The following is a 25126-nucleotide window of genomic DNA, read 5'->3' on the forward strand; positions in this document are numbered from 1 at the left end:
CCGCCCCGGCCGGGCTCGGCGCGGATCCCAGCCAACCACCCCCGCGACGGCGTTCGCGACGCGGCGCGAGCCGAGCCTCCGCTGCCGGTGCCCCCATGGCGCCCGCCGGGCGCTAGCCGTCGCGCCCCGGACACGGCGGTCTGGCCCCCACCCGTTCGACCGCCTCCGCACCTGCCCGGCAGCCGCGTGCCGCCGCCTCCTCGGGGTCCGCTCCCGTGAGCAGGGCGGCGAGGAACGCACCGGTGAAGGCGTCACCGGCGCCCGTGGTGTCCCGAGGAGCCGCCGGCACGGCCGGGACCCTGACCGGTCCGCTGCCGGAACGGGCCACCAGCGCACCGTCCGCACCCGCCTTGGTGACCACCAGCGGGACGAGACGGCTCAACTTGTCCGCCGCGTCCCCCGGATCCGGCAGCCCCGTCAGCAGACATGCCTCGTCCCGGCTGGGCAGCAGCACGTCCAGCCCCTCCGCGAAGGTCAGGAAGCGGTCCACCCCCAGCCGCACCAGGAAGCCGGCCGACGCCGGATCGAGGCTGACCGGCACGCCACGCGCGCGTGCCGCCGCGAGCGCCGTCCGTGCGAGCTCCCGGCTCGGCTCCGTGAACAGCAGATACCCCGACAGGTGCAGCCGTCCGACGCCGTCGAGCAATGCGTCCGACCAGTCGGCGGGTTCGAGCCGCAAAGACGCCCCGCTGTCCGTGAGGAACGTACGCTCCGCCGCCGCACCGGCATCGACCAGGCAGATGACCGTCCCGGTCGCCGCTGTCGGATCGATCACCAGCCGGGGCCGCACACCGGTCGCGATCAGCTCACGCTCGTGCCATGCGGCCGCGTCCGCGCCCACCCGCCCCAGCAGCCGTACGTCCGCACAGCCCGCGTGCGCGGCCCAGCAGGCCACGTTCGCGCCCGCGCCGCCCGGCAGGGTGCGGATCGAGGCGGCGGTGTCGGTGCCGGCCGCGAGCGGCCCCTGGTGCCGGGCGACCACATCCGTGACCACGTCACCGACGACCAGCAGGGCCCCGTCCCGGACCGTGGTCACCTCCTCGTCCACGCCGTGGCGATCCGTGCCGCCAGCCGTACGTTGCCGCGTACGGCTGCCAGATTGGCGCTCAGGGAGGCCCCTGCGGTGTGCCGGACCAGGTAGTCCAGCAGGAACGGGGTCACCGCCTGACCGGAGACGCCCTGGTCCGTGCAAGCGCGCAGGCCGTCGGCCAGCACGCGCGCGTGCAGTTCGGGATCGAGCTGCTCCGCCTCCGGGACGGGCTGGGCGACGATCAGCGCCGACGGCGGCGCGTCGAGCGCCTCCTGGGCCCGCATGACGTCCGCGACCTGCTCCGGGGTGTCCAGTGTCCAGTCGACCGGATGCCCCGAGTCGGACAGGTAGAAGCCGGGGAACCGGTTCGTGCCGTACCCGGCGACGGCCACGCCCAGCGTCTCCAGCCGCTGCAGGGTCGCCGGTACGTCCAGGATCGACTTCACGCCCGCGCAGACCACCGTGATCCGGGTGCGGGCCAGCAGACCGAGGTCGGCCGACTCGTCCTGGGTCGCCGTCCACTCCCGGTGCACACCGCCCAGCCCGCCGGTGGCGAACACCCGGAGGCCCGCGAGCGCGGCCAGCTGTGCCGTCGCCGACACGGTGGTCGCCCCGCTCACGCCGGCCGCCACGGCGAGCGGCAGATCGCGATGACCCAGCTTGCGGATGCCGTCCTCGTTCGCGACCCGCTCCAGCTGCTCCTTGTCCAGGCCGACCAGGGGACGGCCGTCGAGAACGGCGATGGTCGCAGGGACGGCCCCCTCCCGGCGCACCGCGTCCTCCAGCTCCAGCGCCACCTGCAGATTGCGCGGGCGGGGCAGGCCGTGCGCGATGATCGTGGACTCCAGGGCCACCACCGGCCGCCGTGCGTCGATCGCTTCCCGGACCTCTTCCGACACCACCAGCACCACGCGCACCGCCTCCTGTCCGTCGGCCTTTCCTCATCTCTGGCGGGCGCCGGCCGCCGTTAAACGCTTATGGCTTGTTGCCCTTGCGGACTGTGGCGGACGCCACCAGCCTGGGGCGCATGACCACGAACAGCATGCGTCTCGACCATGTCGTCCTGTGGGTGGCCGATCCCGTGGCCGCGGCCGGCTTCTACCAGGAGGCAGTCGGTCTGGAGCCGATCAGGGTCGCCGAGTTCGCCGAGGGAAAGGTGGCCTTCCCCTCGGTGCGCGTCAACGAGGAGACCATCTTCGACCTCGCCCCGCTCACCATGGCCGCACGCATGAAGATGCTGCCCGGTGCGGCCGAGAGCGCGGGCCACCCCGTGAACCACGTCTGCCTGTCCCTGCCGGCCGACGCCTTCGACGCCCTGCGCGCCCGCCTGGAGGAACATGGCGTCGCCGTCTCGGGCGTCGACCACAACCTCTCCGGTGCCCGCGGCAACGCCACGAGCAGCTTCTACTTCCGCGACCCCGACGGCAACGTCTTCGAGGCCCGGCACTACGGCGAGTAGCCGGGGCCGGTGTCCGGGGCCTGCCGGAGACGGGTGTCCGGGGCGCGGTCAGAACAGCGGCTCGGGCAGTACGCCCTCCAGGGCGAGCAGCTTCCGCTTGGTCTCCAGTCCGCCCCCGAAGCCGCCGATCCCGCCGTCGCTCTCCACCACCCGGTGACACGGAACGACCACCGGCAACGGATTGGCACCCATGGCCGCGCCGACCGCCTGCGCCCCGCCGGGCTGTCCGACCCGCCCGGCGAGATCGCCGTACCCCACCACCGTGCCGTAGGGCACACCGGTCGCGAGCTCGCGCAGCACCTGCCGGTTGAAGCCCGAGATCAGCGACCAGTCCAGCGGCAGGTCGAAGTCGTGCCGCTCGCCCGCGAAGTAGGCCCGCAGCTGGCGTATCGCCTCCGCCAGCAGCGGTGAGCCGGGATCCTCCACGGGAGCGGCGCCCAGCCGGGCCGCCAGCCGCTCCACGGCGCGGTCGCGCACCGCGTCCGTGGCGTGGAAGACGACGTTGACCAGGCCGTCACGGGTCGCCGCCAGCATCAGCGGCCCGATGTCCGTCCCCACCACGGCCCACACGACCCGCTGCTCGTCCTGCACATGGCTGTCCATGCGCCCACGGTACGGCCCGCCACTGACAACGCCCGCCGCGCTCACTCGGAGCCGAGCGCCGCCCGCACCACGTCGGGCTTGTTGGTGATGATCCCGTCCACGCCGTAGCCCGCGGCCTTGCGCGCGGTGGTCGCGTCGTTCACCGTCCAGGTGAGCACCCTGAGCGGCCTGCCGTGCGGCCCGCCGAAGGCGTGCACGGCCGAGACGTACCCCTTGGAGAGCGACCCGTACGAGGGGTTGATGAGATCGGTGAAGCGCGCGTACTGGTGCAGCTGCGCCACGGTGGGTGTCCCGAGGCAGGCGGTGGTGATCGCGGGCCTCAGTTCGTGCACGGTCCGGATGCTGTCGGCGCTGAAGCTCTGCACGATCAGCCGGTCCAGGTGTTCGTGGTCCAGCCAGCCCTCGTTGCCGAGGAGCTTCAGGGTCTGCTGCTCGATGCCCGGATACAGCTCCGGGTTCTTGATCTCCAGGAGCAGTTTCTCGTGGTTGTGCTCGACCCGGCGCATGTACTGCTGCAGCGTCGGCACGCGCGTGCCCGCATAGGCGGGCGAGTACCAGCTGCCCGCGTCCAGCCGGGCGATCTCGGCCGCGGTGAAGTCCTTCACCTTCCACCGCGCCCGGCCGGGGAAGATCCGCTCGACGTTCGTGGTGCGCTGCAGGCTGTCGTCGTGGATGACGACCAGCTCGCCGTCCTTGGTGCGCTGGACGTCGTTCTCGACCCAGGTGAAGCCCAGCTGCGCTGCCTTGTCGATCGAGGCCAGGGTGTTCTCGGGAGCGTAGGCGGAGGCACCGCGGTGGGCGATCACCGTCGGCTCGCCGACGCCGCCGGCCCGGGCGTCGGAGTCGGGGCTCAGCAGGGGCGCCGTCCCCAGGACCGCGGCGACCGTGGCGGCAACTACGCGCGCGTGCATGCAGACTCCTCGCATTGACGAACACGGACAGCAACAGACTGACAGCAGAATGTCACGGCACCCGGCGCGCGATGACCACAGACGGAATGGATATGTCCCAAGTCCGCTCACCGGTGCCGCACAACTGCGGCAAGGCCGTGTTTCTTTGCCGGAAAATCGTTCGACCATTCCGGTGGGGGTCATACTCTCTGCGACAACCCTGACCGCCCCGGCGGTCCTGGGCCGGGGGAACATTTCAAGGATTCCGGGACGCAAGAGGGCGGAAGGGCAGCCGCGGATGCAAGGCACGGTCGACGGATTCAGCTACGGGGCCGTCACTCCATTGGTGGCCTATCTGATGGCCTGCCTCGGCGGCGCCCTCGGCCTGCGCTGCACCACCCGGTCCCTGCTGGTCACGCACTCCCGGCGGCCCGCCTGGCTGGCCCTCGGCTCGGCCGCGATCGGCTCCGGCATCTGGACCATGCACTTCGTCGCCATGATGGGCTTCGCCATCAAGGAGACGCCGATCCACTACGACAAGCCGATCACCTATGCGAGCCTCGGCCTCGCCATCGTGATGGTCGGCCTCGGGATCTTCATCGTCGGCTACCGGGGTGCCACCGGCACCGCGCTGTTCACCGGTGGCACGGTCACCGGTCTGGGCGTCGCCTCGATGCACTACCTCGGCATGGCCGGCGTGCACTTCCACGGGCGGTTCACCTACAACACGCTCACCGTCGCCGTATCCGTCGTCATAGCGGTCGTGGCCGCCACCGCCGCGCTGTGGGCCGCCGGACGCGTCCGGGGCTTCATGTGGAGCGTGGGGGCGAGCCTCGTGATGGGGCTCGCGGTCAGCGGCATGCACTACACGGGCATGGCCGCCCTCGGCGTTCACCTCGACGACACCTCCCACACCGGCGGAGGCGCGCCGGAGCCGTCCGTGCTCGCGCCCATGCTGATCGGTCCGCTCGCCTTCCTGCTCCTCGCGGGCGTCGTGGTGATCTTCGACCCGCTGATGATCACGGGCCGGCCCGTCCCCAGGCCCGTCGAGCACAAACCGGGTGTCCCGGCCTCCGCCGTCGCCTCCCACCCGCCCCGGCGTCCCGCCGTCCACGAGGGGTCACGGTCCGAGCACCACCTCTCCCGGACCCCGCAGAACCGCTGATCCGGACCCGTTGTCAGTGCGGGGTCGTACGGTGGATGACATGCGGCCCGTTTCCCAGATCGAACGCACGGTGGCGCCCTTCGAGGTCGTCAGCCCCTACCAGCCCAGCGGCGACCAGCCGACGGCCATCGCCGACCTCGCCAAGCGCATCCAGGCCGGTGAGAAGGACGTCGTCCTGCTGGGCGCGACCGGCACCGGCAAGTCCGCCACCACGGCATGGATGATCGAGAAGCTCCAGCGCCCCACGCTCGTGATGGCGCCGAACAAGACGCTGGCCGCCCAGTTGGCCAACGAGTTCCGCGAGCTGTTGCCGAACAACGCGGTCGAATACTTCGTCTCGTACTACGACTACTACCAGCCCGAGGCCTACGTCCCGCAGTCGGACACCTACATCGAGAAGGACTCCTCGATCAACGAGGAGGTCGAGCGGCTGCGCCACTCGGCGACGAACTCGCTGCTCACCCGCCGCGACGTCATCGTGGTCGCCTCGGTGTCCTGCATCTACGGTCTCGGCACCCCGCAGGAGTACGTGGACCGGATGGTCCCCCTCAGGGTCGGCGACGAGATGGACCGCGACGAGCTGCTGCGCCGCTTCGTCGACATCCAGTACACGCGCAACGACATGGCCTTCACCCGCGGCACCTTCCGGGTCCGCGGCGACACCATCGAGATCTTCCCGGTCTACGAGGAGCTGGCCGTCCGCATCGAGATGTTCGGCGACGAGATCGAAGCGCTGTCCACGCTGCACCCGCTCACCGGTGAGATCATCAGCGACGACCAGCAGCTGTACGTCTTCCCCGCCTCCCACTACGTCGCCGGCCCCGAGCGCATGGAGCGGGCCGTCAACGACATCGAGAAGGAGCTGGGGGAGCGCCTTGCCGAGCTGGAGAAGCAAGGCAAGCTCCTGGAGGCCCAGCGCCTGCGGATGCGCACCACGTACGACATCGAGATGCTCCGCCAGATCGGCACCTGCTCCGGTGTGGAGAACTACTCGATGCACTTCGACGGCCGCTCGCCGGGCTCCCCGCCCAACACCCTGCTGGACTACTTCCCGGACGACTTCCTGCTCGTCATCGACGAGTCGCACGTCACCGTCCCGCAGATCGGCGCCATGTACGAGGGCGACGCCTCCCGCAAGCGCACCCTCGTGGAGCACGGCTTCCGCCTCCCCTCCGCGCTGGACAACCGCCCCCTGAAGTGGGAGGAGTTCCAGGAGCGCATCGGCCAGACCGTCTACCTGTCCGCCACCCCGGGCACCTACGAGCTGTCCCGCGGGGACGGCGTCGTCGAGCAGATCATCCGCCCCACCGGTCTGGTCGACCCGGAGGTCGTGGTCAAGCCCACCGAGGGGCAGATCGACGACCTGGTGCACGAGATCCGCAAGCGCACCGAGAAGGACGAGCGGGTCCTCGTCACCACGCTCACCAAGAAGATGGCCGAGGACCTCACCGACTACTTCCTGGAGCTCGGCATCCAGGTGCGCTATCTGCACAGCGACGTCGACACCCTGCGCCGCGTCGAACTGCTGCGCGAGCTGCGCTCCGGTGAGTACGACGTCCTCGTCGGCATCAACCTTCTCCGGGAGGGCCTCGACCTGCCCGAGGTGTCCCTGGTGGCGATCCTGGACGCCGACAAGGAAGGCTTCCTGCGGTCGGGCACCTCTCTGATCCAGACCATCGGCCGCGCGGCGCGCAACGTCTCCGGCCAGGTCCATATGTACGCCGACAAGATCACTGCGGCGATGGAGAAGGCCATCGAGGAGACCAACCGCCGCCGGGAGAAGCAGATCGCCTACAACAAGGCCAACGGCATCGACCCGCAGCCGCTGCGCAAGAAGATCAACGACATCGTCGCGCAGATCGCCCGCGAGGAGGTCGACACCGAGCAGCTCCTGGGCACCGGCTACCGCAAGTCCAAGGACGGCAAGGGCGCCAAGGCACCCGTCCCGGCGCTGGGCGAGAAGGCGGCCAAGGCCGGCAAGTCGGCGAAGGGCAAGGCGGCGGCCGCGGTTCCCACGGACCGCCCGGCGGCCGAACTCGCCGAGCAGATCGAGGAGATGACCGAGCGCATGCGCGCCGCCGCCGCGGAGCTGCAGTTCGAGATCGCGGCCCGGCTGCGTGACGAGGTCTCGGAGATGAAGAAGGAACTGCGCCAGATGCGGGAAGCCGGTCTCGCCTGAACCCTCGCCACCCCGCCGGACCTCGGTATATGCGCCAAGTGTTGCAACACCGACACAAAGCGCGGACCGGGGTTCGGCACTGTCGGTGGCCCTGCGTAGGGTTCTGGACAACCGCGCACTGCGCGGCAACAGGGGACTTTCGAGAGGGGATTCAGCGGTGTCCGTCAACTTGAGCAAGGGTCAGGCCATCAGCCTGGAGAAGAAGGACGGGGGCACCCTGACCGCGGTCCGTATGGGGCTCGGCTGGCAGGCGGCGAAGCGGCGCGGTCTGTTCGGCTCCCGCACGCGCGAGATCGACCTGGACGCGTCGGCCGTCCTGTTCGCCGAGACCCAGCCGGTCGATGTCGTGTTCTTCCGCCACCTGGTGAGCGACGACGGTTCCGTCCGCCACACCGGCGACAACCTCGTCGGCGGCGCCGGACAGGGCGGTGACGACGAGGCGATCCTCGTGGACCTGCAGCGCGTCCCGGTCCACATCGACCAGATCGTCTTCACCGTGAACTCCTTCACGGGCCAGACCTTCCAGGAGGTGCAGAACGCGTTCTGCCGCCTGGTGGACGAGACCAACGGCCAGGAACTGGCCCGCTACACGCTGGACGGCGGCGGCGACTACACCGCCCAGATCATGGCGAAGGTGCACCGCGCGGGCGCCGGCTGGACGATGACCGCCCTGGGCGCTCCGGCCAACGGACGTACGTTCCAGGACCTGATGCCGGCGATCCAGCAGCACCTGTAGGGCCGCCCGCTCGACCGGCGGCGCAGGACCGAACGACAAGAACACAGGGGGGCGACGGCGATGACGGCCGAGCTGGTGCGGGGGCAGAACCACCCGCTGTCCCAGGTCCGGCTGGCGATCCGGGTCTCGGCCGGGGTGCCGGTCCTGGCCGGCGCCACGCTCGGCGACGAGAACGGCACGGTCCACGGCCCCCAGTGGGTGGCTCACCCCGGCGCCCCCGCCCTGCCCGGTGTCGAGGTGCCCCGGCAGGCCGCCACCGGACACCGGCTCGCGGTCGACCTGGGCGCTCTGCCCGAAGCCGTCCACCGCGTCGACATCTTCCTCGCCCTGCCCACCGGGGCCGGGGCACCGCTCCGGTTCGGTGCCGTGGCCGCCCCGCACACGACGGTCGAGGGCCTCGACGGCACCGAACTCGCCTGCTTCACCCTGACCGGCCTGGACGGCGAGACGGCCGTGGTCGCCCTGGAGTTCTACCGCAGACAGGGCGCCTGGAAGGTGCGTGCCGTGGGCCAGGGCTACGCGGCCGGGCTCACCGCACTGCTTGCCGACCAGGGCCTGCACGAGGCCGTCGACGTGGCTGCCGCGGCCCATGCGGCGCCGGCCCCTGGCGAGGCGGCGGCTCTCGGCGAGGCCGCCGCCCACGACCCGTCCCGCCCGCTGCCGACACCGGCCTCCGCAGCGTCAGCGCACGGGACCACGGCTCGCGCGCCGCAGGACACCTCTGCGGCTCCACCGCACGGCGCGTCCGCCTCCACCGCGCGCGTCACGTCGGACCCCGGGCCGTACGACACCGACGTACCCGATCCTCAGGACACCCCCGCGTCCGGGACGCCCGGACAGACGCCTTCCCGTGCCCCGCAGCAGCCGGAGCCCGTGCAGCCGTACGCCGCGCGGAATCCGTACGACACGCAGGAATCCGACGCGGCCTCGCGAGAGCCCGGCACCGGGGTCGACTACACGCACCCCGGCCGCCGCCCACACGGCACACCGCCGTCGGCGGCTCCGGCCGACGTCGGCGCGCCCGCGCACCCCGTAGCGGGGGACGCCGTGGGCTGGTCGATGGAGGAGCGGCTGTACAACCAGGTCTGGGGCATGTTCGAGGACCTGGCCCGTACGACCGCCGCTTACCGCAGCGCCGTCGACTTCGCCGACTCCCGCTTGGAGAAGGAGCTCGACCAGGCCCTCACCGACCCCCGCGGCAGGCTCGGCGCCGCGAGCGACGCCGCGCGCGAGGCGGCCCACGCCCGCCGGACCCAACTGGTGGATCAGGCGCGTGCGGTCCTCGACCGCGACCTCGCCCAGCTCACCGCCGAGTGCGAGGTGGTCGAGCCCGCGCTTCCGCCCGCCTACGCCCGCTGGGACAACCCCGTCTGGCACGGCTACCGCGTGCCCGCCGAGCCCCCGATGGCCCTGCGCCTCGGCGATCTCCATCTGCCCGAGAGCGTGCCGCTGCGCATCCCCCTGCTGGTCAGGCTGCCGCTGGAACGCGGTCTGTGGGTCGACAGTGGCCCGGCGGCGGCATCCGGCGGCTTCCCGGACTCCGCCGAGCTGCGGCACCTGGCCGTGGAGGCAGCGGTGGCACTCGCGGCGCGGCTGCTCGCCGTGCATCCGGCGGGGGACTTCGCCGTGCAGGTCATCGATCCGGCCGGCACCGCGTCCACGGCGTTCGCCCCGCTCACGCGGACCGGCGTGCTCGCCATGCCGCCCGCGACCGGCGCGGGCGGGGTGACGCAGATGCTGGAGCGGCTCACCCGACGGGTGGACCTCGTGCAGATGGCGATGCGTGGCGGTGCGCCCGAATCGCTGCCGGCCGACGTCGACACCGCGCGTCAGCTCCTGATCGTCAACGACTTCCCGCACGGTTTCGACGACCGGGCGGTCACCCGGCTGCGCTATCTAGCCGACGAGGGGCCCGACGTCGGTGTCCACCTCCTGCTGGTGGCGGACCGGGAGGACGCCGCCGCCTACGGCCCTCTCCTCGATCCGCTGTGGCGTTCGCTGATGCGACTCACCCCCGTACCCGACGATCACTTCGCCGACCCCTGGGTCGGGCACGCCTGGACCTATGAACCATCGCTGGTGCCGGTCGGGAGCCAGATCGTGCACCAGGTGCTCACCGAGGTGGCCAGAGCAAGAACCAAGTACAGCTAAAGTCCTTCCACCAGCACACTTGGTCTTCATTTTACTTTTCTCTTTACCCTTCCTTGGTGATTGAGGTACTGTCTTCCGTACGGAGGGGAGTACTTCCCGACTGTGGCGCACCCGCCAGTACGGACCGGTTCCGGTCCCGGGGCGTCGGCCCGACGCGGGTGGAGGAGACCTCCGGCAGCGACGACGCTGATGTGTTTGCCGTTACGTAATGCCGGAGGTGCAGTGGAAGTCTCCATGACCCTGTGGGTCCTGACCATCGTGGGCCTCGCCGCTCTGATCGCGGTCGATTTCCTCATCGGGCGCAGGCCGCATGAGGTGTCCATCAAGGAAGCCGGTATCTGGACCGTCGTCTGGATTGCGCTGGCCGGGCTGTTCGGCCTCGGTCTCCTCGCCTTCGGCGGTGGACAGCCGGCCGGCGAGTTCTTCGCGGGATTCATCACCGAGAAGTCGCTGAGCGTCGACAACCTCTTCGTCTTCGTCCTGATCATGGCGAAGTTCGCGGTGCCCGCGCAGTACCAGCAGCGCGTTCTGCTCGTCGGTGTCCTCATAGCCCTGGTCCTGCGGGCCGTCTTCATCGCCGCAGGAGCCGCGATCATCGCCAGCTTCTCCTGGATCTTCTACCTGTTCGGCGCGTTCCTCATCTGGACCGCCTGGAAGCTAGTCCAGGAGGCCCGCGCGGACCAGGAGGACGAGGAGTACGAGGAGAACAAGCTGCTGAAGGCCGCGGAGCGCAAGTTCGGTGTGGCCGACCGGTACCACGGCACCGAGCTGTGGATACGGCAGAACGGCAAGCGGGTCATGACCCCGATGCTGGTCGTGATGCTCGCCATCGGCACCACGGACGTCCTGTTCGCCCTGGACTCCATCCCCGCGATCTTCGGCCTGACACAGGACCCGTACATCGTCTTCACCGCCAACGCCTTCGCCCTCATGGGCCTGCGACAGCTGTACTTCCTCATCGGCGGCCTGCTGAAGAAGCTCGTCCACCTCTCGTACGGCCTGTCGGTCATCCTCGGTTTCATCGGCGTCAAGCTGGTGCTGCACGCCCTGCACGAGTCCGGCGTCCACGTGCCCGAGATCAGCATCCCGGTCTCGCTCGGCGTGATCTGCGCGGTCCTGATCGTCACCACAGTCACCAGCCTGATGGCCAACAGTAGGCAGGCTGCCGCCGAGGCAGCCCGCACCGGCGGCGAAGCCGCCCCGAAGGACAGCGTCGACGCCTGACCAAGCCCGAGGTCCCACACCGGAAAGGATCAGAAGTATCGGAAAACAGAGGAATGCGAATCCTGTACGCCTCTGCGACCATCCCCGCATGATCACTCGGCTCCGGGCCTTCACTCGGCAATGGACGGTCCTCGTGCCCGTCTTCGCGGTCGTCATCCTGGTCTTCACCTGGGGCCGCAGCCTGCCGGGCGCGGTCGTCGCCGTGGTGACGCTGGTACTCGCCGGTTCCGTCCTGGCGGCCGTCCACCACGCCGAGGTCATTGCCCACCGTGTCGGCGAGCCCTTCGGCTCCCTGGTGCTCGCCATAGCCGTCACGATCATCGAGGTGGCCCTGATCGTCACTCTCATGGCGGACGGCGGGGACAAGAGTTCCACCCTGGCCAGGGACACCGTCTTCGCCGCCGTGATGATCACCTGCAACGGCATCGTCGGACTCTGTCTGCTCGTCGGGTCCCTGCGGCACGGTACCGCGATCTTCAACCCCGAGGGCACCGGCGCCGCCCTGGCCACCGTGGCGACGCTCGCCACGCTCAGCCTGGCGCTGCCCACCTTCACCACCAGTAGGCCCGGACCCGAGTTCTCCTCGGTGCAGCTGACCTTCGCCGCGCTGTCCTCACTGATCCTGTACGGACTGTTCGTGGCCACCCAGACCGTGCGCCACCGCGACTACTTCCTGCCGATCACCCAGCAGAGCGTGGTCGTCACCGCCGACGACCACGCCCAGCCCCCGTCCGCGCGCACCGCCTGGATCAGCCTCGGCCTGCTCGGCCTGGCCCTGATCGGCGTGGTCGGCCTGGCCAAGGGCGTGTCGCCCACCATCGAGTCGGGCGTGGCGGCGGCCGGGCTGCACCAAGCTGTCGTCGGTGTGATCATCGCCCTGCTCGTGCTGTTGCCGGAGACGATCGCCGCGCTGCGCGCCGCACGTCGCGACCGCGTGCAGACCAGCCTCAACCTCGCACTCGGCTCGGCCATGGCCAGCATCGGCCTGACCATCCCGGTCGTCGCCCTCGCCTCCGTCTGGCTGTCCGGACCGCTCGTCCTCGGCCTCGGCTCGACGCACATGCTGCTGCTCGCACTGACCATCGTGGTCAGCTCCCTCACCGTGGTGCCGGGACGGGCCACGCCCCTGCAGGGCGGGGTCCACCTGGTGCTCTTCGCGGCCTACCTGGAGCTGGCCATCAGCCCGTAGCCCGCCCGTCCGGCCCTCTTCGGGAGGCCTGTGAGGCGTCGCCGTCGTTCCGGGCCCCGGCCGGTCAACCTGTCGCAGGTTCCACCGCCGGCACGGGCACCGGCCGCGTCTCCGGAAGCAGCGCGAAGCACACCAGGCTGATCAGCCCGATGCCCGTGAGATACACGCCTACGGCCCAGGGCACACGCCCGCTCTGCTCCGCGAGCGCCGTGGCCACGAGCGGGGTGAGCGCGCCACCGAGGACCCCGCCGAGGTTGTAGCCCACCGCGGCGCCCGTGCAGCGCACCCGCGCCTCGTACAGTTCCGGCAGGTAGGCGGCGATGACCGCGAACATGGTGACAAAGGCGATCAGCGCGCCCAGGATGCCCAGGAACATCAGCAGCGGCTGACCGGTGGCCAGCAGGGACACCATCGGGAGCATCCACACGACGCAGGCCGCGCAACCCGTCAGGCACATCGGCCGCCGCCCGTAGCGGTCGCCGAGGAGCGCCACCAAGGGCGTGAGGGCCCCTTTCACGACCACCGCGGCCATGACACACGTCAGCATCACCGTCCGGCTCACCCCGAGCCGCTCCGTCGCATACGCCAGCGACCAGGTCGTCACCGCGTAGAACACCGCGTACCCGATGGCCAGCGCGCCGGCCGTCAGCAGCACCAGCCGCCCGTGATGCCGTACGACCTCCACGAGCGGCACGCGCGCGTGGTCGTCGATTTCCAGGAACCGGGGGCTCTCGGCGAGCGACGAGCGCAACCACAGCCCGGCGAGCGCCGGCACACCGGCGACCCAGAACGGCACGCGCCAGCCCCACCCGGCGAACTCCGCGTCGGACAGGCCCGCCGACAGTGCGAGCATCACCCCGTTGGCCAGCACGAAGCCGACCGCGGGCCCCACTTGAGGGAAGCTCGACCACAGAGCGCGTCGCGCGGCCGGCGCGTGCTCGGCGGTCAACAACACCGCCCCGCCCCACTCCCCGCCGAGCCCGAGGCCCTGCAGGAAGCGCAGCACGAGCAGCAGCAGGGGCGCGGCGACGCCGATGGTCCCGTACGAAGGCACACAGCCCACCGCGACGGTCGAGGCGCCCGTGAGCAGCAGTGAGGCGACGAGCACCGGCCGCCGTCCATGGCGGTCGCCGAGATGCCCGAACACCACCGAGCCCAGCGGCCGGGCCACGAAGCCCACCCCGAACGTCACGAACGCCGCCAGCGTCCCCGCGACCGGCGAGAACGTCGGGAAGAACAGCGGCCCCAGGACCAGGGCCGCCGCCGTTCCGTAGACGAAGAAGTCGTAGAACTCGATCGCGGTCCCCGCCAGGGACGCGGCGGCGAGTCTCGGCATCGAAGGGGTGCTCACGGCACGCACAGGCTGCATGCCGCGTCAACCACCCACCGTGATCAACAGTTACGGGGCGCGCGGAGGTGATCGGGCGACGTGGCGTGCGCCGCCGGGGCTTCCGGCGCACGCGGCCCGCCATGTGCACCGGCCACCGTGATAGACCGGGTGCGAGCGGCGGTCGTCGACGTACCGCCCCGAACGGACCGGAGGAAACGTGCCCCGCACCCTGGCCAACGCCCCGATCATGATCCTCAACGGGCCCAATCTGAACCTGCTCGGCCAGCGCCAGCCCGAGATCTACGGCACGGACACCCTGGCCGACGTCGAGGCGATGTGCGCAAAGGCCGCGGCCGCGCACGGCGGCACCGTGGACTTCCGGCAGTCCAACCACGAGGGTCAGTTGGTCGACTGGATCCATGAGGCGCGCCTGAACCACAGCGGGATCGTCATCAACCCCGGCGCCTACTCCCACACGTCGGTCGCGATTCTGGACGCACTCAACACCTGCGACGGCATGCCCGTGCTGGAGGTGCACATCTCCAACATCCACCGGCGCGAATCGTTCCGGCACCATTCGTACGTCTCGTTGCGTGCCGACGGCGTGATCGCCGGCTGCGGAGTGCAGGGCTATGTGTTCGGTGTGGAGCGGGTCGCCGCCCTGCTGGGGGCGGCCGAGGCCGAGGCTTAGGCCATGGCGTAGTGCGATGCCGTCACAGCCTGCCCGCCTCAACGATCCGCCGCAGGAAGCGCCGCGTCCGCTCCTGCTGCGGGTCGCCGAAGACCTGCTCTGCGGTGCCGCGCTCCAGCACGACGCCACCGTCCAGAAAACAAACCTGGTCGGCGACGTCCCGCGCGAAGCCCATCTCGTGCGTCGCCAGCACCATGGTCATGCCGTCTTCCTTCAGGTCCCGGACCACCTCCAGCACCTCGCCCACGAGTTCGGGATCGAGCGCCGCCGTGATCTCGTCCAGCAGCAACAGCCGAGGCCGTACGGCGAGCGCCCGCACGATCGCCACACGCTGCTGCTGGCCGCCGCTGAGCCGGTCCGGATAGGCATCCGCCTTGGCACCCAGTCCGAGGCGCTCCAGCAGCTCCCTGGCGCGTTCCTCGGCCTCCGCGCGGGCGACGCCGTGCACCCGGCGGGGCGCCAGCGTGATGTTGTCCAGCACGGTCATGTGCGGGAAGAGGTTGTACGCCTGGAAGACCACGCCGATCCGGCGCCGGACCGCGTCCTGGTCGACGCGGGGATCGGTGATCTCCTCGCCGTCCAGCCAGATCGCGCCGTCGTCGATCTCTTCCAGGAGGTTGGCGCAGCGCAGCAGCGTGGACTTGCCCGAGCCGGAGGCGCCGATCAGCGCGGTCACCGTGTGCGGGGCGACCTCCAGACCGACGTCCCGCAGCACGACGGAGCCGCCGAAGGTCTTGCGAACGGACTCCATGCGCAGCACGGGCGTGACTGCGTCGCTCATAGCGATCCTCCCTGGGCCCGCTGCCGGTCCATCCGGGCCGTCACCCAGTCCGTGAAGCGGGTCATCGGAATGGTCAGTGCCACGAAGACCAGGCCCGCGACGATGTACGGCGTGTAGTTGAGGCTGCGCTGGGCGATGATGTCGGCCGCCCGTACGGCGTCGACCGCGCCGCCGATCGACACGAGCCCGGTGTCCTTCTGGAGGGACACGAGGTCGTTCAGCAGAGGCGGCACCTGACGCCGTACCGCCTGGGGAAGCACCACGTACCGCAGCGCCTGACGGTTGGTCAGCCCCAGCGAGCGGGCGGCGGCGCGCTGCGAGGGGTGCACGGACTCGATGCCGGCGCGGAACACCTCGGCGACGTAAGCGGAGTAGGTCAGTGTCAGTGCCGTACCACCGAGCAGCACGGGATCGACGGTCACGCCCTGGAGACGCAGCGCGGGCACGCCGAAGACCACGATCATCAGGTTGATGATCAGCGGCAGACCGCGGAAGAAGTCCGTGTACGCGGCCGCGAGCACCCGCAGGGGGAAGAACACGGGCCCGGGCAGGGTGCGCGCGATGGCGATCAGCATGCCCAGGACGAGCACCAGCACGCCGCAGATCAGCAGCAGCCGGATGTTCAGCCACAGCCCGTCGAGGACCTTGGGGAAGGCCTCGAGCGCGTACTGCCCGTCGAAGAAGGTCTCCTTGGTGCGCGGCCAGCCGGGCGCGCTGACGACGACCAGGTAGAGGACGACGCCGGTGACCAGGGTCGAGAGGGCCGCGATCGCCGTCGCGCGGCGGGCACGCGCGCGTTTGTGGCGCTCGCGCTCCAGCCGCCGCTCGGACGGGACGTACCCGTCGCGCATGTCGCCCTTGCCGGAGTCCTCCCCGGACTCCTCCTTCGTGACCGTCACTTGAGCACCGGAGCGTCGACGGCGTCGGACAGCCACTGCTTCTCCAGCTTCGCCAGCGTGCCGTCCTTGCGCAGGGCGTCCACGGCCGACGTCACGCACGAAGTGAGACCGCTGCCCTTGTCCAGGACGAGCCCGAACTGCTCGGGTGTGCCGCCCTGGTTCTCGAACTGGCCGACGATCCTGGCGTTGGTCACCTGGGCCGAGGTGACGTAGAAGGCGGTCGGCAGGTCGGTGACGATCGCGTCGACCTGGCCGTTCCTGAGCGCGGAGATGGCCTGGTCGTTCTTGGAGTACGCGGCCGCCTCCTGCGACGGCTTCACCACGTCGCTGATGTAGTTGAGGCTCGTGGTGCCCACCTGGGCGCCCAGCTTGAGGTCCTTCAGGTCCGCGATGCTCGTCGCCTTGGCGGCCTTGCTGCCCTTCAGCGCGATGACGGCCTGGCGCACGTCGTAGTAGCCGGAGGAGAAGTCGACGGCCTTCTTGCGCTCGGAGCTGATCGACACCTGGTTGATGTCGAAGTCGAAGCTCTTCACGCCGGGCGCGAACGCCTTGTTGAACGGCACGCTCTGCCAGACGACCGCGCTCTTGCCATAGCCCAGTTGCTGGGCCACGGCGTAGGCGACCGCCGACTCGAAGCCCTTGCCGTCCGCGGGCTTGTCGTCCTTGAACCAGGGCTCGTACGCCGGTTCGTCCGTCGCGATCGTCAGCTTGCCGGACGTCTTGGTGGCCAACTTGCCCTTGGCGCAGCTCTTCGCGGCCGAGCCGGAGGGTGAGGCCGACGCCTTCTGCTCCGGCTGCGGAGCACAGCCGACGGCGAGGGCGAGCAGGGCTACGGTGGCGGCGGCTGCCGCACGGCGCAGGACACGAGGGGCTGTGTACATGGCGGGAGATTGGCAGCGAACCCCGCGTTTGTCCAGGTCACGACCATAACTGTCCGCATACTGGGAACGGGTGTTGCGGGCGTGTGAACATCCCCCATGGCGCGCGACTTCGGCCTGGGCCGCCGGCCGAGGGCGGGGTTGGAGGCCGGCGGCCCTGCCGCAGAGGAGCCGTCATCCTCCACGGGGTTGCCACCAGTTGACCGCGTGACTGGGCGCGCGGGGAGCGCGCACGCGCCCCCAGCATGTGCGAGACGTTCACACGGGGCGCGCGCGGCCGAAACGTCCCCGGGGCGCGCGACGCGAAACGTGCCCGGCGCGCAGGAGAGGAACGCGCCCGGCGCTCACCATCCGCGCGCGTGCCACTCCGGCAGATGCGGTCGCTCCGCACCCAGGGTCGTGTCGTTGCCGTGCCCGGGGTAGACCCAGGTCTCATCGGGGAGTACGTCGAAGATCTTCGTCTCCACGTCGTGGATCAGACTGGCGAAGGCCTTCGGATCCTTGCGCGTGTTGCCGACACCGCCCGGGAAGAGGCAGTCGCCGGTGAAGACGTGCGGGTGGCCGTGCGGGTCGTCGTAGACCAGCGCGATCGAACCCGGGGTGTGCCCGACGAGGTGCCGTGCGGTGAGCTCCACCTGTCCCACCCTGATGGCGTCGCCGTCGTCCACGAGGACATCGGTGGGCACGGGGATGCCGGAGGCGTCCTCGCGGCCGGCGTACGTACGCGCTCCCGTGGCCGCGACGACCTCGGCGAGCGCCTGCCAGTGGTCGCCGTGCTGATGTGTGGTGACGACGGAGGCGATGCCGTCGTCACCGATCATCCCGAGGAGCGTCTGCGCCTCGTTGGCGGCGTCGATCAGAAGCTGCTCGTCGGTGGCCCGGCAGCGCAACAGGTAGGCGTTGTTGTCCATCGGGCCGACCGCGATCTTCGTGATCATCAGGTCCTTGAGCTCGTGCACATCCGCCGGTCCGCCGACCCTGACCTCTCCGGTGTACGTCATGGTGATCAGCCTATAGCGGGGGCGGACCGGCGGACCGTAGCGGACCTACAACGGGGGCAGCTTCGGCAGCGGGCCGTTCGTGGTGAGGCCGGAGCCGTCGCGTCGCCCGGCGAGCCAGCCGAGCAGGTCGGCGGCCGTACCCTCGACCTGGACCGGTCCGGCCTCCGCTCCGCCGCCCGTGGTCCAGGTCCGGCCGTTGCCTGCGCTCAGGCCGGTCGAGGGCACCTCCTCGTGTCCGGCGAAGCGCTTCGCCAGGAAGTCGATCTCCCGGTCCGTGAACTCGGCCGGAAGATCCTCCAGCTCGTACCCGATGCCGAGATCGACATGGTGCAGCTCGACCTCGATCCACCGCCGGAACGGCACGCGGGACGCCGAGTCGGTGACCCCGTTGCGCAGCTCCACCGTGCGCGTCCAGTCCGCCGGCGCGTCCCCCGCGGCCTGGAAGCGGGCCGCGCTCTCGCGCAGGTCGGCGAGCTGGGCGTCGAGGCCGCGTGGGGCGTCGCGTTCGATGTCGGCGTCCCGTGCCTCGGCGCTCGCGTACATGGGCCGGCCCTCGAGAACGTTCACGAGCGCTTCCGCGTTGCGCGCGAGGTGGGCGAGGACATGCCCGCGGGTCCACCCCGGAAGCCGTGACGGCTCGGCGAGCGACGCGTTGTCCAGTTTGGCGACCGCGGTGAGGAGCCGTTCGGTCGCGTCACGTACACATGCCAGGTCATGAGCGTGATCAATCATGGGCCTGACACTAGCTCCACCACACCTTTGGGTGAAGGTGGTGAAGCTCGGCCGCAAATCGAAAGCACGTGCTATATCGTCGAGGGCGGCGTCGGGCATGCTGGATGGCCGGGGGTTGTTATGCAACCGGAGAATCCGACCGGCGTTGTCAGTGGCTCCCCCTAGTCTGAAGAAGCACGGGGGCCCCGCCCCTGTCACTTCTCTCAAGAAAGGTGCGGACCGGCGTGGCCGACCGTCTCATCGTCCGTGGCGCGCGCGAGCACAACCTGAAGAATGTCTCGCTCGACCTGCCGCGTGACTCGCTCATCGTCTTCACGGGCCTGTCCGGGTCGGGCAAGTCCTCCCTGGCCTTCGACACGATCTTCGCCGAGGGCCAGCGGCGCTACGTGGAGTCGCTCTCCTCGTACGCCCGGCAGTTCCTCGGCCAGATGGACAAGCCGGACGTCGACTTCATCGAGGGTCTGTCCCCGGCGGTCTCCATCGACCAGAAGTCGACCTCGCGCAACCCGCGCTCGACGGTCGGCACCATCACCGAGGTCTACGACTACCTGCGTCTGCTCTTCGCGCGCATCGGCAAGCCGCACTGCCCCGAGTGCGGCCGCCCGATCTCCCGCCAGTCGCCGCAGGCCATCGTCGACAGGGTCCTGGAGCTGCCGGAGGGGAGCCGCTTCCAGGTGCTGTCGCCGCTCGTGCGCGAGCGCAAGGGCGAGTTCGTCGACCTCTTCGCCGACCTGCAGACCAAGGGCTACTCCCGCGCGCGGGTGGACGGGCAGACCATCCAGCTGTCCGAGCCGCCGACGCTGAAGAAGCAGGAGAAGCACACCATCGAGGTGGTCGTGGACCGCCTCACGGTGAAGGAGTCCGCCAAGCGCCGCCTCACCGATTCCGTGGAGACCGCCCTCGGCCTGTCCGGCGGCATGATCGTGCTGGACTTCGTCGACCTCCCCGAGGACGACCCCGAGCGCGAGCGCATGTACTCCGAGCACCTGTACTGCCCGTACGACGACCTGTCCTTCGAGGAGCTGGAACCCCGCTCCTTCTCCTTCAACTCGCCCTTCGGCGCCTGCCCCGACTGCACCGGCATCGGCACGCGGATGGAGGTCGACCCCGAGCTGATCGTTCCGGACGAGGACAGGTCCCTGGACGAAGGCGCCATCCACCCCTGGTCGCACGGGCACACCAAGGACTACTTCGGCCGGCTGATCGGCGCCCTCGCGGATGCGCTCGGCTTCCGCACGGACATCCCGTTCGCGGGCCTGCCCCAGCGCGCGAAGAAGGCCCTGCTCTACGGCCACAAGACCCAGATCGAGGTCCGCTACCGCAACCGGTACGGCCGTGAGCGCGTGTACACCACGCCCTTCGAGGGCGCGGTGCCGTTCGTGAAGCGCCGGCACAGCGAGGCCGAGAGCGACGCCAGCCGCGAGCGCTTCGAGGGCTACATGCGCGAGGTGCCCTGCCCCTCCTGTGAGGGCACGCGCCTGAAGCCCATCGTCCTCGCGGTCACGATCATGGAGAAGTCGATCGCCGAGGTCGCCGCGATGTCGATCAGTGACTGCGCGGACTTCCTGGGCCGGCTGAAGCTGAGTGCCCGTGACAAGAAGATCGCCGAGCGGGTGCTGAAGGAGGTCAACGAGCGACTGCGCTTCCTGGTCGACGTGGGCCTCGACTACCTCTCGCTGAACCGCGCGGCCGGCACGCTCTCCGGCGGCGAGGCCCAGCGCATCCGCCTGGCCACCCAGATCGGCTCCGGCCTCGTCGGCGTCCTGTACGTCCTGGACGAGCCGTCCATCGGTCTGCACCAGCGGGACAACCACCGGCTGATCGAGACCCTGGTCCGGCTGCGCGACATGGGCAACACGCTCATCGTCGTGGAGCACGACGAGGACACCATCAAGGTCGCCGACTGGGTCGTGGACATCGGCCCCGGCGCCGGTGAGCACGGCGGCAAGGTCGTGCACAGCGGCTCCCTCACGGAGTTGCTCACCAACACCGAGTCGCAGACCGGCGCCTATCTCTCGGGGCGCAAGGCGATCCCGCTTCCGGACATCCGCCGCCCCCGCGACCCGTCCCGGCAGCTCACTGTGCACGGCGCCCGTGAGAACAACCTGCAGGACATCGACGTGTCCTTCCCGCTGGGCGTGTTCACGGCCGTCACGGGCGTCTCCGGATCCGGAAAGTCGACGCTGGTCAACGACATCCTGTACACGCACCTGGCGCGTGAGCTGAACGGCGCGAGGAACGTCCCCGGACGACACACGCGCGTGGACGGCGACGACCTGGTCGACAAGGTCGTGCACGTCGACCAGTCGCCGATCGGCCGCACCCCGCGGTCCAACCCGGCGACGTACACCGGCGTCTTCGACCACATCCGCAAGCTGTTCGCCGAGACCACCGAGGCGAAGGTCCGCGGCTACCAGCCCGGCCGCTTCTCCTTCAACGTCAAGGGCGGCCGCTGCGAGAACTGCGCGGGCGACGGCACGATCAAGATCGAGATGAACTTCCTCCCGGACGTCTACGTCCCGTGCGAGGTCTGCCACGGCGCCCGGTACAACCGGGAGACCCTGGAGGTCCACTACAAGGGCAAGTCCATCGCCGATGTGCTGAACATGCCGATCGAGGAGGCCACCGACTTCTTCGAGGCCGTCCCGGCCATCTCCCGGCACCTGAGGACGCTGAAGGACGTCGGCCTCGGCTACGTCCGCCTCGGCCAGTCCGCCACCACCCTCTCCGGCGGTGAGGCCCAGCGCGTGAAGCTGGCCAGCGAGCTGCAGAAGCGATCCACCGGACGCACGGTCTACGTCCTGGACGAGCCGACCACCGGTCTGCACTTCGAGGACATCAGCAAGCTGCTGAAGGTCCTCGGCGGCCTGGTCGACAAGGGCAACACGGTCATCGTCATCGAGCACAACCTCGATGTGATCAAGACCGCCGACTGGATCGTCGACATGGGTCCGGAGGGCGGCGCCGGCGGTGGCCTCGTGGTCGCCGAGGGCACCCCCGAGGAGGTCGCCGGGGTTCCGGCCAGCCACACCGGCAAGTTCCTGCGCGAGATCCTCGGTGCCGACCGCATCAGCGACGCCGAATCCGTGCCGGCGCAGCGCACCGCAACGGCCGGGAAGACGGCCGCGGCGAGGACGGCGGCGAAGAAGACGGTGACGGCGAAGGCCAACAGCACGGCGACCAAGAAGGCCGACGCGGTCACGAAGAAGGCGACGCCCGCGAAGAAGACGACGCGGGCACGCAAGGCCTGACACATCACCAGAAAAGTGGCGCCCCGCGGGAACTCCCCGCGGGGCGCCACTCGTTCCACCATCAGCCACCCCGGCTCCGAGGTTTGCCAGCTCCCCGCACCCCGGGTCCGGCCGCACCTTGACAACAGCAGAGAGGGAAACCCCGGACAGAAAAGGGGCCGCTCACAGTTCACCGAGCTCGGCCGCGAACGGCGGCTCGGCCCCCGCCCGCGAGCAGGTGATCGCAGCCGCGCGTGCCGCGAAGCGCAGCAGCCGCGTCCAGCCCTCCGTCCCGAGGGCGGCGAGCGCTTCCTCCGACAGCGCGTCCAGGGCGGACAGCCCGTGCAGCAAGGCGGCGTTGACCGTGTCACCGGCGCCGATGGTGTCCACCACGGTGACCTTCTCACCTGGTACGGAGTACTCCGCGCCGTCCCGGGTGAACGCGGTCAGACCGTCCCCGCCCCGGGTCACCACCACGGCCGCCGGTCCCGCGGCCAGCCACTCGCGCGGGGTGCCGCCCAGCCACTCGGCATCCTCAGCGGACAGCTTCAGCAGCGTTACCGAGGGCAGCCAGCTCTTGAAACGCGCCCGGTAAGCGTCCGCGTCCGGGATCAGCCCCGCCCGGATGTTGGGGTCGAGGGCGGTGAACAGCCCCTGCCCGGCCGCCGCGTGCATCAGCTCCTCATAGGCGCTCGCTCCCGGTTCCAGGACGAGCGAGCAGGTGCCGAAGGACACCGCGCGGGTACCGGCCGGCAGCGCGGCGGGGGCGGTGAACAGACGGTCGGCGGTGCCGTCCACATAGAAGGAGTAAGCGGCCGAGCCACTGTCGTCGATCGTGGCCACCGCCAGCGTCGTCGGCTCCGTCCCTCGCTGCACGCTCGACACATCCACCTCCGCGCGCCGCAGCCCGTCGAGCAGGGCCTCGCCGAAGGCGTCGTGCGACGTCCGGGAGCAGAAAGCGGTGCGGGAACCGAGCCGGCCGAGGGCCACGGCGGTGTTGTAAGGGCCGCCGCCGAGCGCCGGCATCAGGGCCGCGAGGGCGCCGGAGCCCTGCGGTACCAGGTCGATCAGTGCCTCACCGGCGACGACGATCACGAGGCGGTTCCCTTCTCCGACGGCGTGGATGATGCGGTGTGCCCGGGCTCCTGGGACCCGCCGGGCTCCTCCGGGCACCCGCAGGACGTGCGATGGACGAACGCGCACGGCAGCCGGACCGTCCGGATCGGCCGACCTGGCTCGTCCAGACGGTCCAGGAGCACCCGGACGGCCTGCGCGCCCAACTCCCTGCTGGGCTGGGCGATGGCGGTGAGCCGGGGTGAGAACAGATCGGCCCAGGCGAAGTCGTCGAAGCAGCACAGGGCGATGTCGTCCGGTACGGACAGGCCGTGCCGGCGCAGGGCGCGCAGGGCGCCGATCGTCATGGCGTTGTTGGCCGTGACGAGTGCCGTGGGCGGTTCAGGGAGGGCGAGCAGTGCGGCGGTGGCCTGCTCGGCACCGGTGGACTCGGAGTTGCCGGACACCAGGAGCCGTTCATCGAGCTCCAGGCCGGCTGCGCCGAGGCCGTGCCGGTAGCCGGAGACACGCTCACTGGTGGTGCTGAGGCCGGGCAGACCCGCGACCAGGCCGATCCTGTGATGGCCCAGCCCGGCGAGATGGGTGACCAGACGGGCGGTCGGCTCGGCGCTGTCGGCGCATACCTGGTCGTACCAGGGCGCGTTCTGATCGGGAGCGGCACCCGCTCCGCCACCCACTGCGGAGCCGCCCGGCACGCCGGCGTCGACCACCCGGTCCAGGAACACGGTCGGTACGGCGTGGCGGCGGAGATAGCCGACCAGTTCGTGCGGGCGCGCGGAGGGCGCGACGATCACGCCGTCCACCCGGCGCTCATGGAGGAGCTGCACGACCTTGCGTTCGTGCCCCGGGTCGTCGTGCGGGTCCGCGAGGAGCAGGCTGTAGCCCGCCTCCAGGGCGGCGGCCTCCACGCCCTGGAGGATCTCCGTGAAGTACGGGTTGCTGATCGCCGACACCGCGAGCCCGATGGAGCGGGTGCGGGAGGTCACCAGGGACCGTGCCAGCGTGTTGGGGGTGTAGCCGAGGGCGTCGATGGCGTCGAGCACGGCCTGGCGGGTGTGGGGCAGCACGGGGCGGGTGCCGTTCAGGACGTGGGACACGGTCGCCACGGAGACCCCGGCGCTCCGTGCGACATCCGCCATGGTGGGCATCGCGGCTCCCTCCTGAACCGATCGAGCGCTGTCCTTCCGCGCGGGACGGTATCCCATGGACCGACCTGGCGTAAACGATTGCGCAAGCGTTTACGTAGACTCCCTCGCCCACCATCCCCAACAGCCCTCCCCTGGCGCTCCCTCTCTCTCCTGTGCCGCGCCGGACACAACCTCCCGCCGCAGTCGTCGCCCCCGCCCCGAGGCCGGCCCTTGTGCCCGGGTATCGTCGCCCTGCACACCCCTTGAGCAGTGGAGTCCCAGATGCCCGCCCGACCGTCCGCGAGCCGTCGTACCGTCCTTCGAGGGGCCGCCGCGGTCCCGGTCGCCGGTCTCGGCCTGGCCGCGTGCGCGGGGCCCGGTCAGGGTGGTTCGGTGGCGGCCACCCCGACCGCGCCGGTGGACCTCGGTGCCGAGAGCGAGGTCTCGAAGGGCGGCGCCAAGCTCTACCGGGACCACAACGTGGTCGTCAGCCGCGACGGGAGCGGCGCGCTGAAGGCCTACAGCACGATCTGCACGCACGCGGGGTGCCCCATCAACAAGCTCCAGGGGACGACCCTGATCTGCCCCTGCCACGGCAGCCAGTTCGACGCCGCGACGGGCAAGGTGGTCCAGTCACCGGCCACCGAGCCCCTGGCCGAGCTGCCGGTGAAGACCACGAACGGCAGGATCATCGCCGGCCCGGGCGCCTGACCCGACAGTCACGCTGACACGCCGGGTGCGAGAACGGACTGTACGG

22 protein-coding genes are annotated in these 25126 nt (G+C 70.4%); 10 read left to right on the forward strand and 12 right to left on the reverse strand.

Annotation, left to right across the window (positions count from 1 at the left end):
- Positions 1–112: 112 nt before the first annotated feature.
- A complete protein-coding gene (locus tag ACZ5NH_RS20675; protein WP_468777139.1) occupies positions 113–1048 on the reverse strand; it encodes a carbohydrate kinase family protein in 936 nt (311 codons plus the stop codon).
- Entirely contained in the window at positions 1033–1941 is a 909-nt protein-coding gene (locus tag ACZ5NH_RS20680) for a pseudouridine-5'-phosphate glycosidase (RefSeq protein WP_451556196.1), read from the reverse strand. The genes ACZ5NH_RS20675 and ACZ5NH_RS20680 overlap by 16 nt, the downstream gene beginning before the upstream one ends.
- 116 nt (positions 1942–2057) lie before the next feature.
- Between ACZ5NH_RS20680 and ACZ5NH_RS20685 the strand changes: the two genes are divergently transcribed.
- On the forward strand, positions 2058–2489 hold the full coding sequence (locus ACZ5NH_RS20685; protein ID WP_468777141.1) for a VOC family protein: 432 nt from the start codon (positions 2058–2060) through the stop codon (positions 2487–2489).
- Positions 2490–2537: 48 nt separating this feature from the next.
- Here ACZ5NH_RS20685 and ACZ5NH_RS20690 read toward each other — a convergent pair whose 3' ends face one another.
- Positions 2538–3092, reverse strand: a complete 555-nt coding sequence (locus tag ACZ5NH_RS20690) for a methylated-DNA--[protein]-cysteine S-methyltransferase (protein WP_450980570.1) — start codon at positions 3090–3092, stop codon at positions 2538–2540.
- A 41-nt stretch (positions 3093–3133) separates the two neighbouring features.
- Positions 3134–4003, reverse strand: coding sequence for a glycerophosphodiester phosphodiesterase (locus ACZ5NH_RS20695; protein WP_468777144.1), 870 nt, complete (start codon positions 4001–4003; stop codon positions 3134–3136).
- A gap of 277 nt (positions 4004–4280) precedes the next feature.
- Between ACZ5NH_RS20695 and ACZ5NH_RS20700 the strand changes: the two genes are divergently transcribed.
- The 6 genes from ACZ5NH_RS20700 to ACZ5NH_RS20725 all read left to right on the forward strand — a co-directional run bounded on the left by ACZ5NH_RS20700 (position 4281) and on the right by ACZ5NH_RS20725 (position 12626).
- Positions 4281–5147 carry an MHYT domain-containing protein gene (locus ACZ5NH_RS20700; protein WP_468777148.1) on the forward strand — a complete coding sequence of 289 codons (867 nt, stop codon included), beginning with the start codon at positions 4281–4283 and terminating at the stop codon, positions 5145–5147.
- 40 nt (positions 5148–5187) lie between these two features.
- Positions 5188–7326 carry an excinuclease ABC subunit UvrB gene (gene uvrB / locus ACZ5NH_RS20705; protein ID WP_468777150.1) on the forward strand — a complete coding sequence of 713 codons (2139 nt, stop codon included), beginning with the start codon at positions 5188–5190 and terminating at the stop codon, positions 7324–7326.
- A gap of 157 nt (positions 7327–7483) precedes the next feature.
- Positions 7484–8062: a TerD family protein gene (locus ACZ5NH_RS20710; RefSeq protein WP_388621212.1), complete on the forward strand. Its 579-nt coding sequence runs from the start codon at positions 7484–7486 to the stop codon at positions 8060–8062.
- 60 nt (positions 8063–8122) lie between these two features.
- Positions 8123–10213: a TerD family protein gene (locus ACZ5NH_RS20715; RefSeq protein WP_468777152.1), complete on the forward strand. Its 2091-nt coding sequence runs from the start codon at positions 8123–8125 to the stop codon at positions 10211–10213.
- 222 nt (positions 10214–10435) lie between these two features.
- Positions 10436–11437, forward strand: coding sequence for a TerC family protein (locus ACZ5NH_RS20720; protein WP_468777154.1), 1002 nt, complete (start codon positions 10436–10438; stop codon positions 11435–11437).
- 88 nt (positions 11438–11525) lie between these two features.
- The gene (locus ACZ5NH_RS20725) at positions 11526–12626 is read left to right on the forward strand and encodes a calcium:cation antiporter (protein ID WP_468777156.1); all 1101 of its coding nucleotides are present in this window, start codon (positions 11526–11528) and stop codon (positions 12624–12626) included.
- A 64-nt stretch (positions 12627–12690) separates the two neighbouring features.
- Here ACZ5NH_RS20725 and ACZ5NH_RS20730 read toward each other — a convergent pair whose 3' ends face one another.
- The gene (locus ACZ5NH_RS20730) at positions 12691–13962 is read right to left on the reverse strand and encodes an MFS transporter (RefSeq protein ID WP_468777404.1); all 1272 of its coding nucleotides are present in this window, start codon (positions 13960–13962) and stop codon (positions 12691–12693) included.
- 211 nt (positions 13963–14173) lie between these two features.
- On the opposite strand from ACZ5NH_RS20730, the gene aroQ reads away from it, so the two are divergent.
- Complete coding sequence (gene aroQ / locus ACZ5NH_RS20735) at positions 14174–14647, forward strand: type II 3-dehydroquinate dehydratase (RefSeq protein ID WP_388621204.1); 474 nt, start codon at positions 14174–14176, stop codon at positions 14645–14647.
- 22 nt (positions 14648–14669) lie between these two features.
- Here the strand turns inward: aroQ and ACZ5NH_RS20740 are convergent, their stop codons facing one another.
- The 5 genes from ACZ5NH_RS20740 to ACZ5NH_RS20760 all read right to left on the reverse strand — a co-directional run bounded on the left by ACZ5NH_RS20740 (position 14670) and on the right by ACZ5NH_RS20760 (position 18938).
- Entirely contained in the window at positions 14670–15428 is a 759-nt protein-coding gene (locus ACZ5NH_RS20740; protein WP_388621202.1) for an amino acid ABC transporter ATP-binding protein, read from the reverse strand.
- Positions 15425–16327, reverse strand: coding sequence for an amino acid ABC transporter permease (locus ACZ5NH_RS20745; RefSeq protein WP_468777159.1), 903 nt, complete (start codon positions 16325–16327; stop codon positions 15425–15427). The genes ACZ5NH_RS20740 and ACZ5NH_RS20745 overlap by 4 nt, the downstream gene beginning before the upstream one ends.
- Complete coding sequence (locus ACZ5NH_RS20750) at positions 16324–17208, reverse strand: ABC transporter substrate-binding protein (protein WP_388621196.1); 885 nt, start codon at positions 17206–17208, stop codon at positions 16324–16326. The genes ACZ5NH_RS20745 and ACZ5NH_RS20750 overlap by 4 nt, the downstream gene beginning before the upstream one ends.
- Before the next feature lie 341 nt (positions 17209–17549).
- On the reverse strand, positions 17550–18206 hold the full coding sequence (locus ACZ5NH_RS20755) for an MBL fold metallo-hydrolase (RefSeq protein WP_468777161.1): 657 nt from the start codon (positions 18204–18206) through the stop codon (positions 17550–17552).
- A 45-nt stretch (positions 18207–18251) separates the two neighbouring features.
- Positions 18252–18938: a maleylpyruvate isomerase family mycothiol-dependent enzyme gene (locus tag ACZ5NH_RS20760; protein WP_468777163.1), complete on the reverse strand. Its 687-nt coding sequence runs from the start codon at positions 18936–18938 to the stop codon at positions 18252–18254.
- Positions 18939–19162: 224 nt separating this feature from the next.
- Between ACZ5NH_RS20760 and uvrA the strand changes: the two genes are divergently transcribed.
- Positions 19163–22189: an excinuclease ABC subunit UvrA gene (gene uvrA / locus ACZ5NH_RS20765; protein ID WP_451553939.1), complete on the forward strand. Its 3027-nt coding sequence runs from the start codon at positions 19163–19165 to the stop codon at positions 22187–22189.
- 162 nt (positions 22190–22351) lie between these two features.
- Here uvrA and ACZ5NH_RS20770 read toward each other — a convergent pair whose 3' ends face one another.
- Both ACZ5NH_RS20770 and ACZ5NH_RS20775 read right to left on the reverse strand, forming a co-directional pair.
- Positions 22352–23263 (reverse strand): carbohydrate kinase family protein, encoded by a 912-nt coding sequence (locus ACZ5NH_RS20770; protein ID WP_468777165.1) that lies wholly within the window; start codon positions 23261–23263, stop codon positions 22352–22354.
- Positions 23260–24390 carry a LacI family DNA-binding transcriptional regulator gene (locus ACZ5NH_RS20775; RefSeq protein WP_468777167.1) on the reverse strand — a complete coding sequence of 377 codons (1131 nt, stop codon included), beginning with the start codon at positions 24388–24390 and terminating at the stop codon, positions 23260–23262. The genes ACZ5NH_RS20770 and ACZ5NH_RS20775 overlap by 4 nt, the downstream gene beginning before the upstream one ends.
- 261 nt (positions 24391–24651) lie before the next feature.
- Here ACZ5NH_RS20775 and ACZ5NH_RS20780 point away from each other — a divergent pair, with 261 nt between their 5' ends.
- Positions 24652–25080: a Rieske (2Fe-2S) protein gene (locus ACZ5NH_RS20780; protein WP_468777169.1), complete on the forward strand. Its 429-nt coding sequence runs from the start codon at positions 24652–24654 to the stop codon at positions 25078–25080.
- Positions 25081–25126 lie beyond the last annotated feature (46 nt).

The organism is Streptomyces sp. NPDC031426, assembly GCF_055581585.1.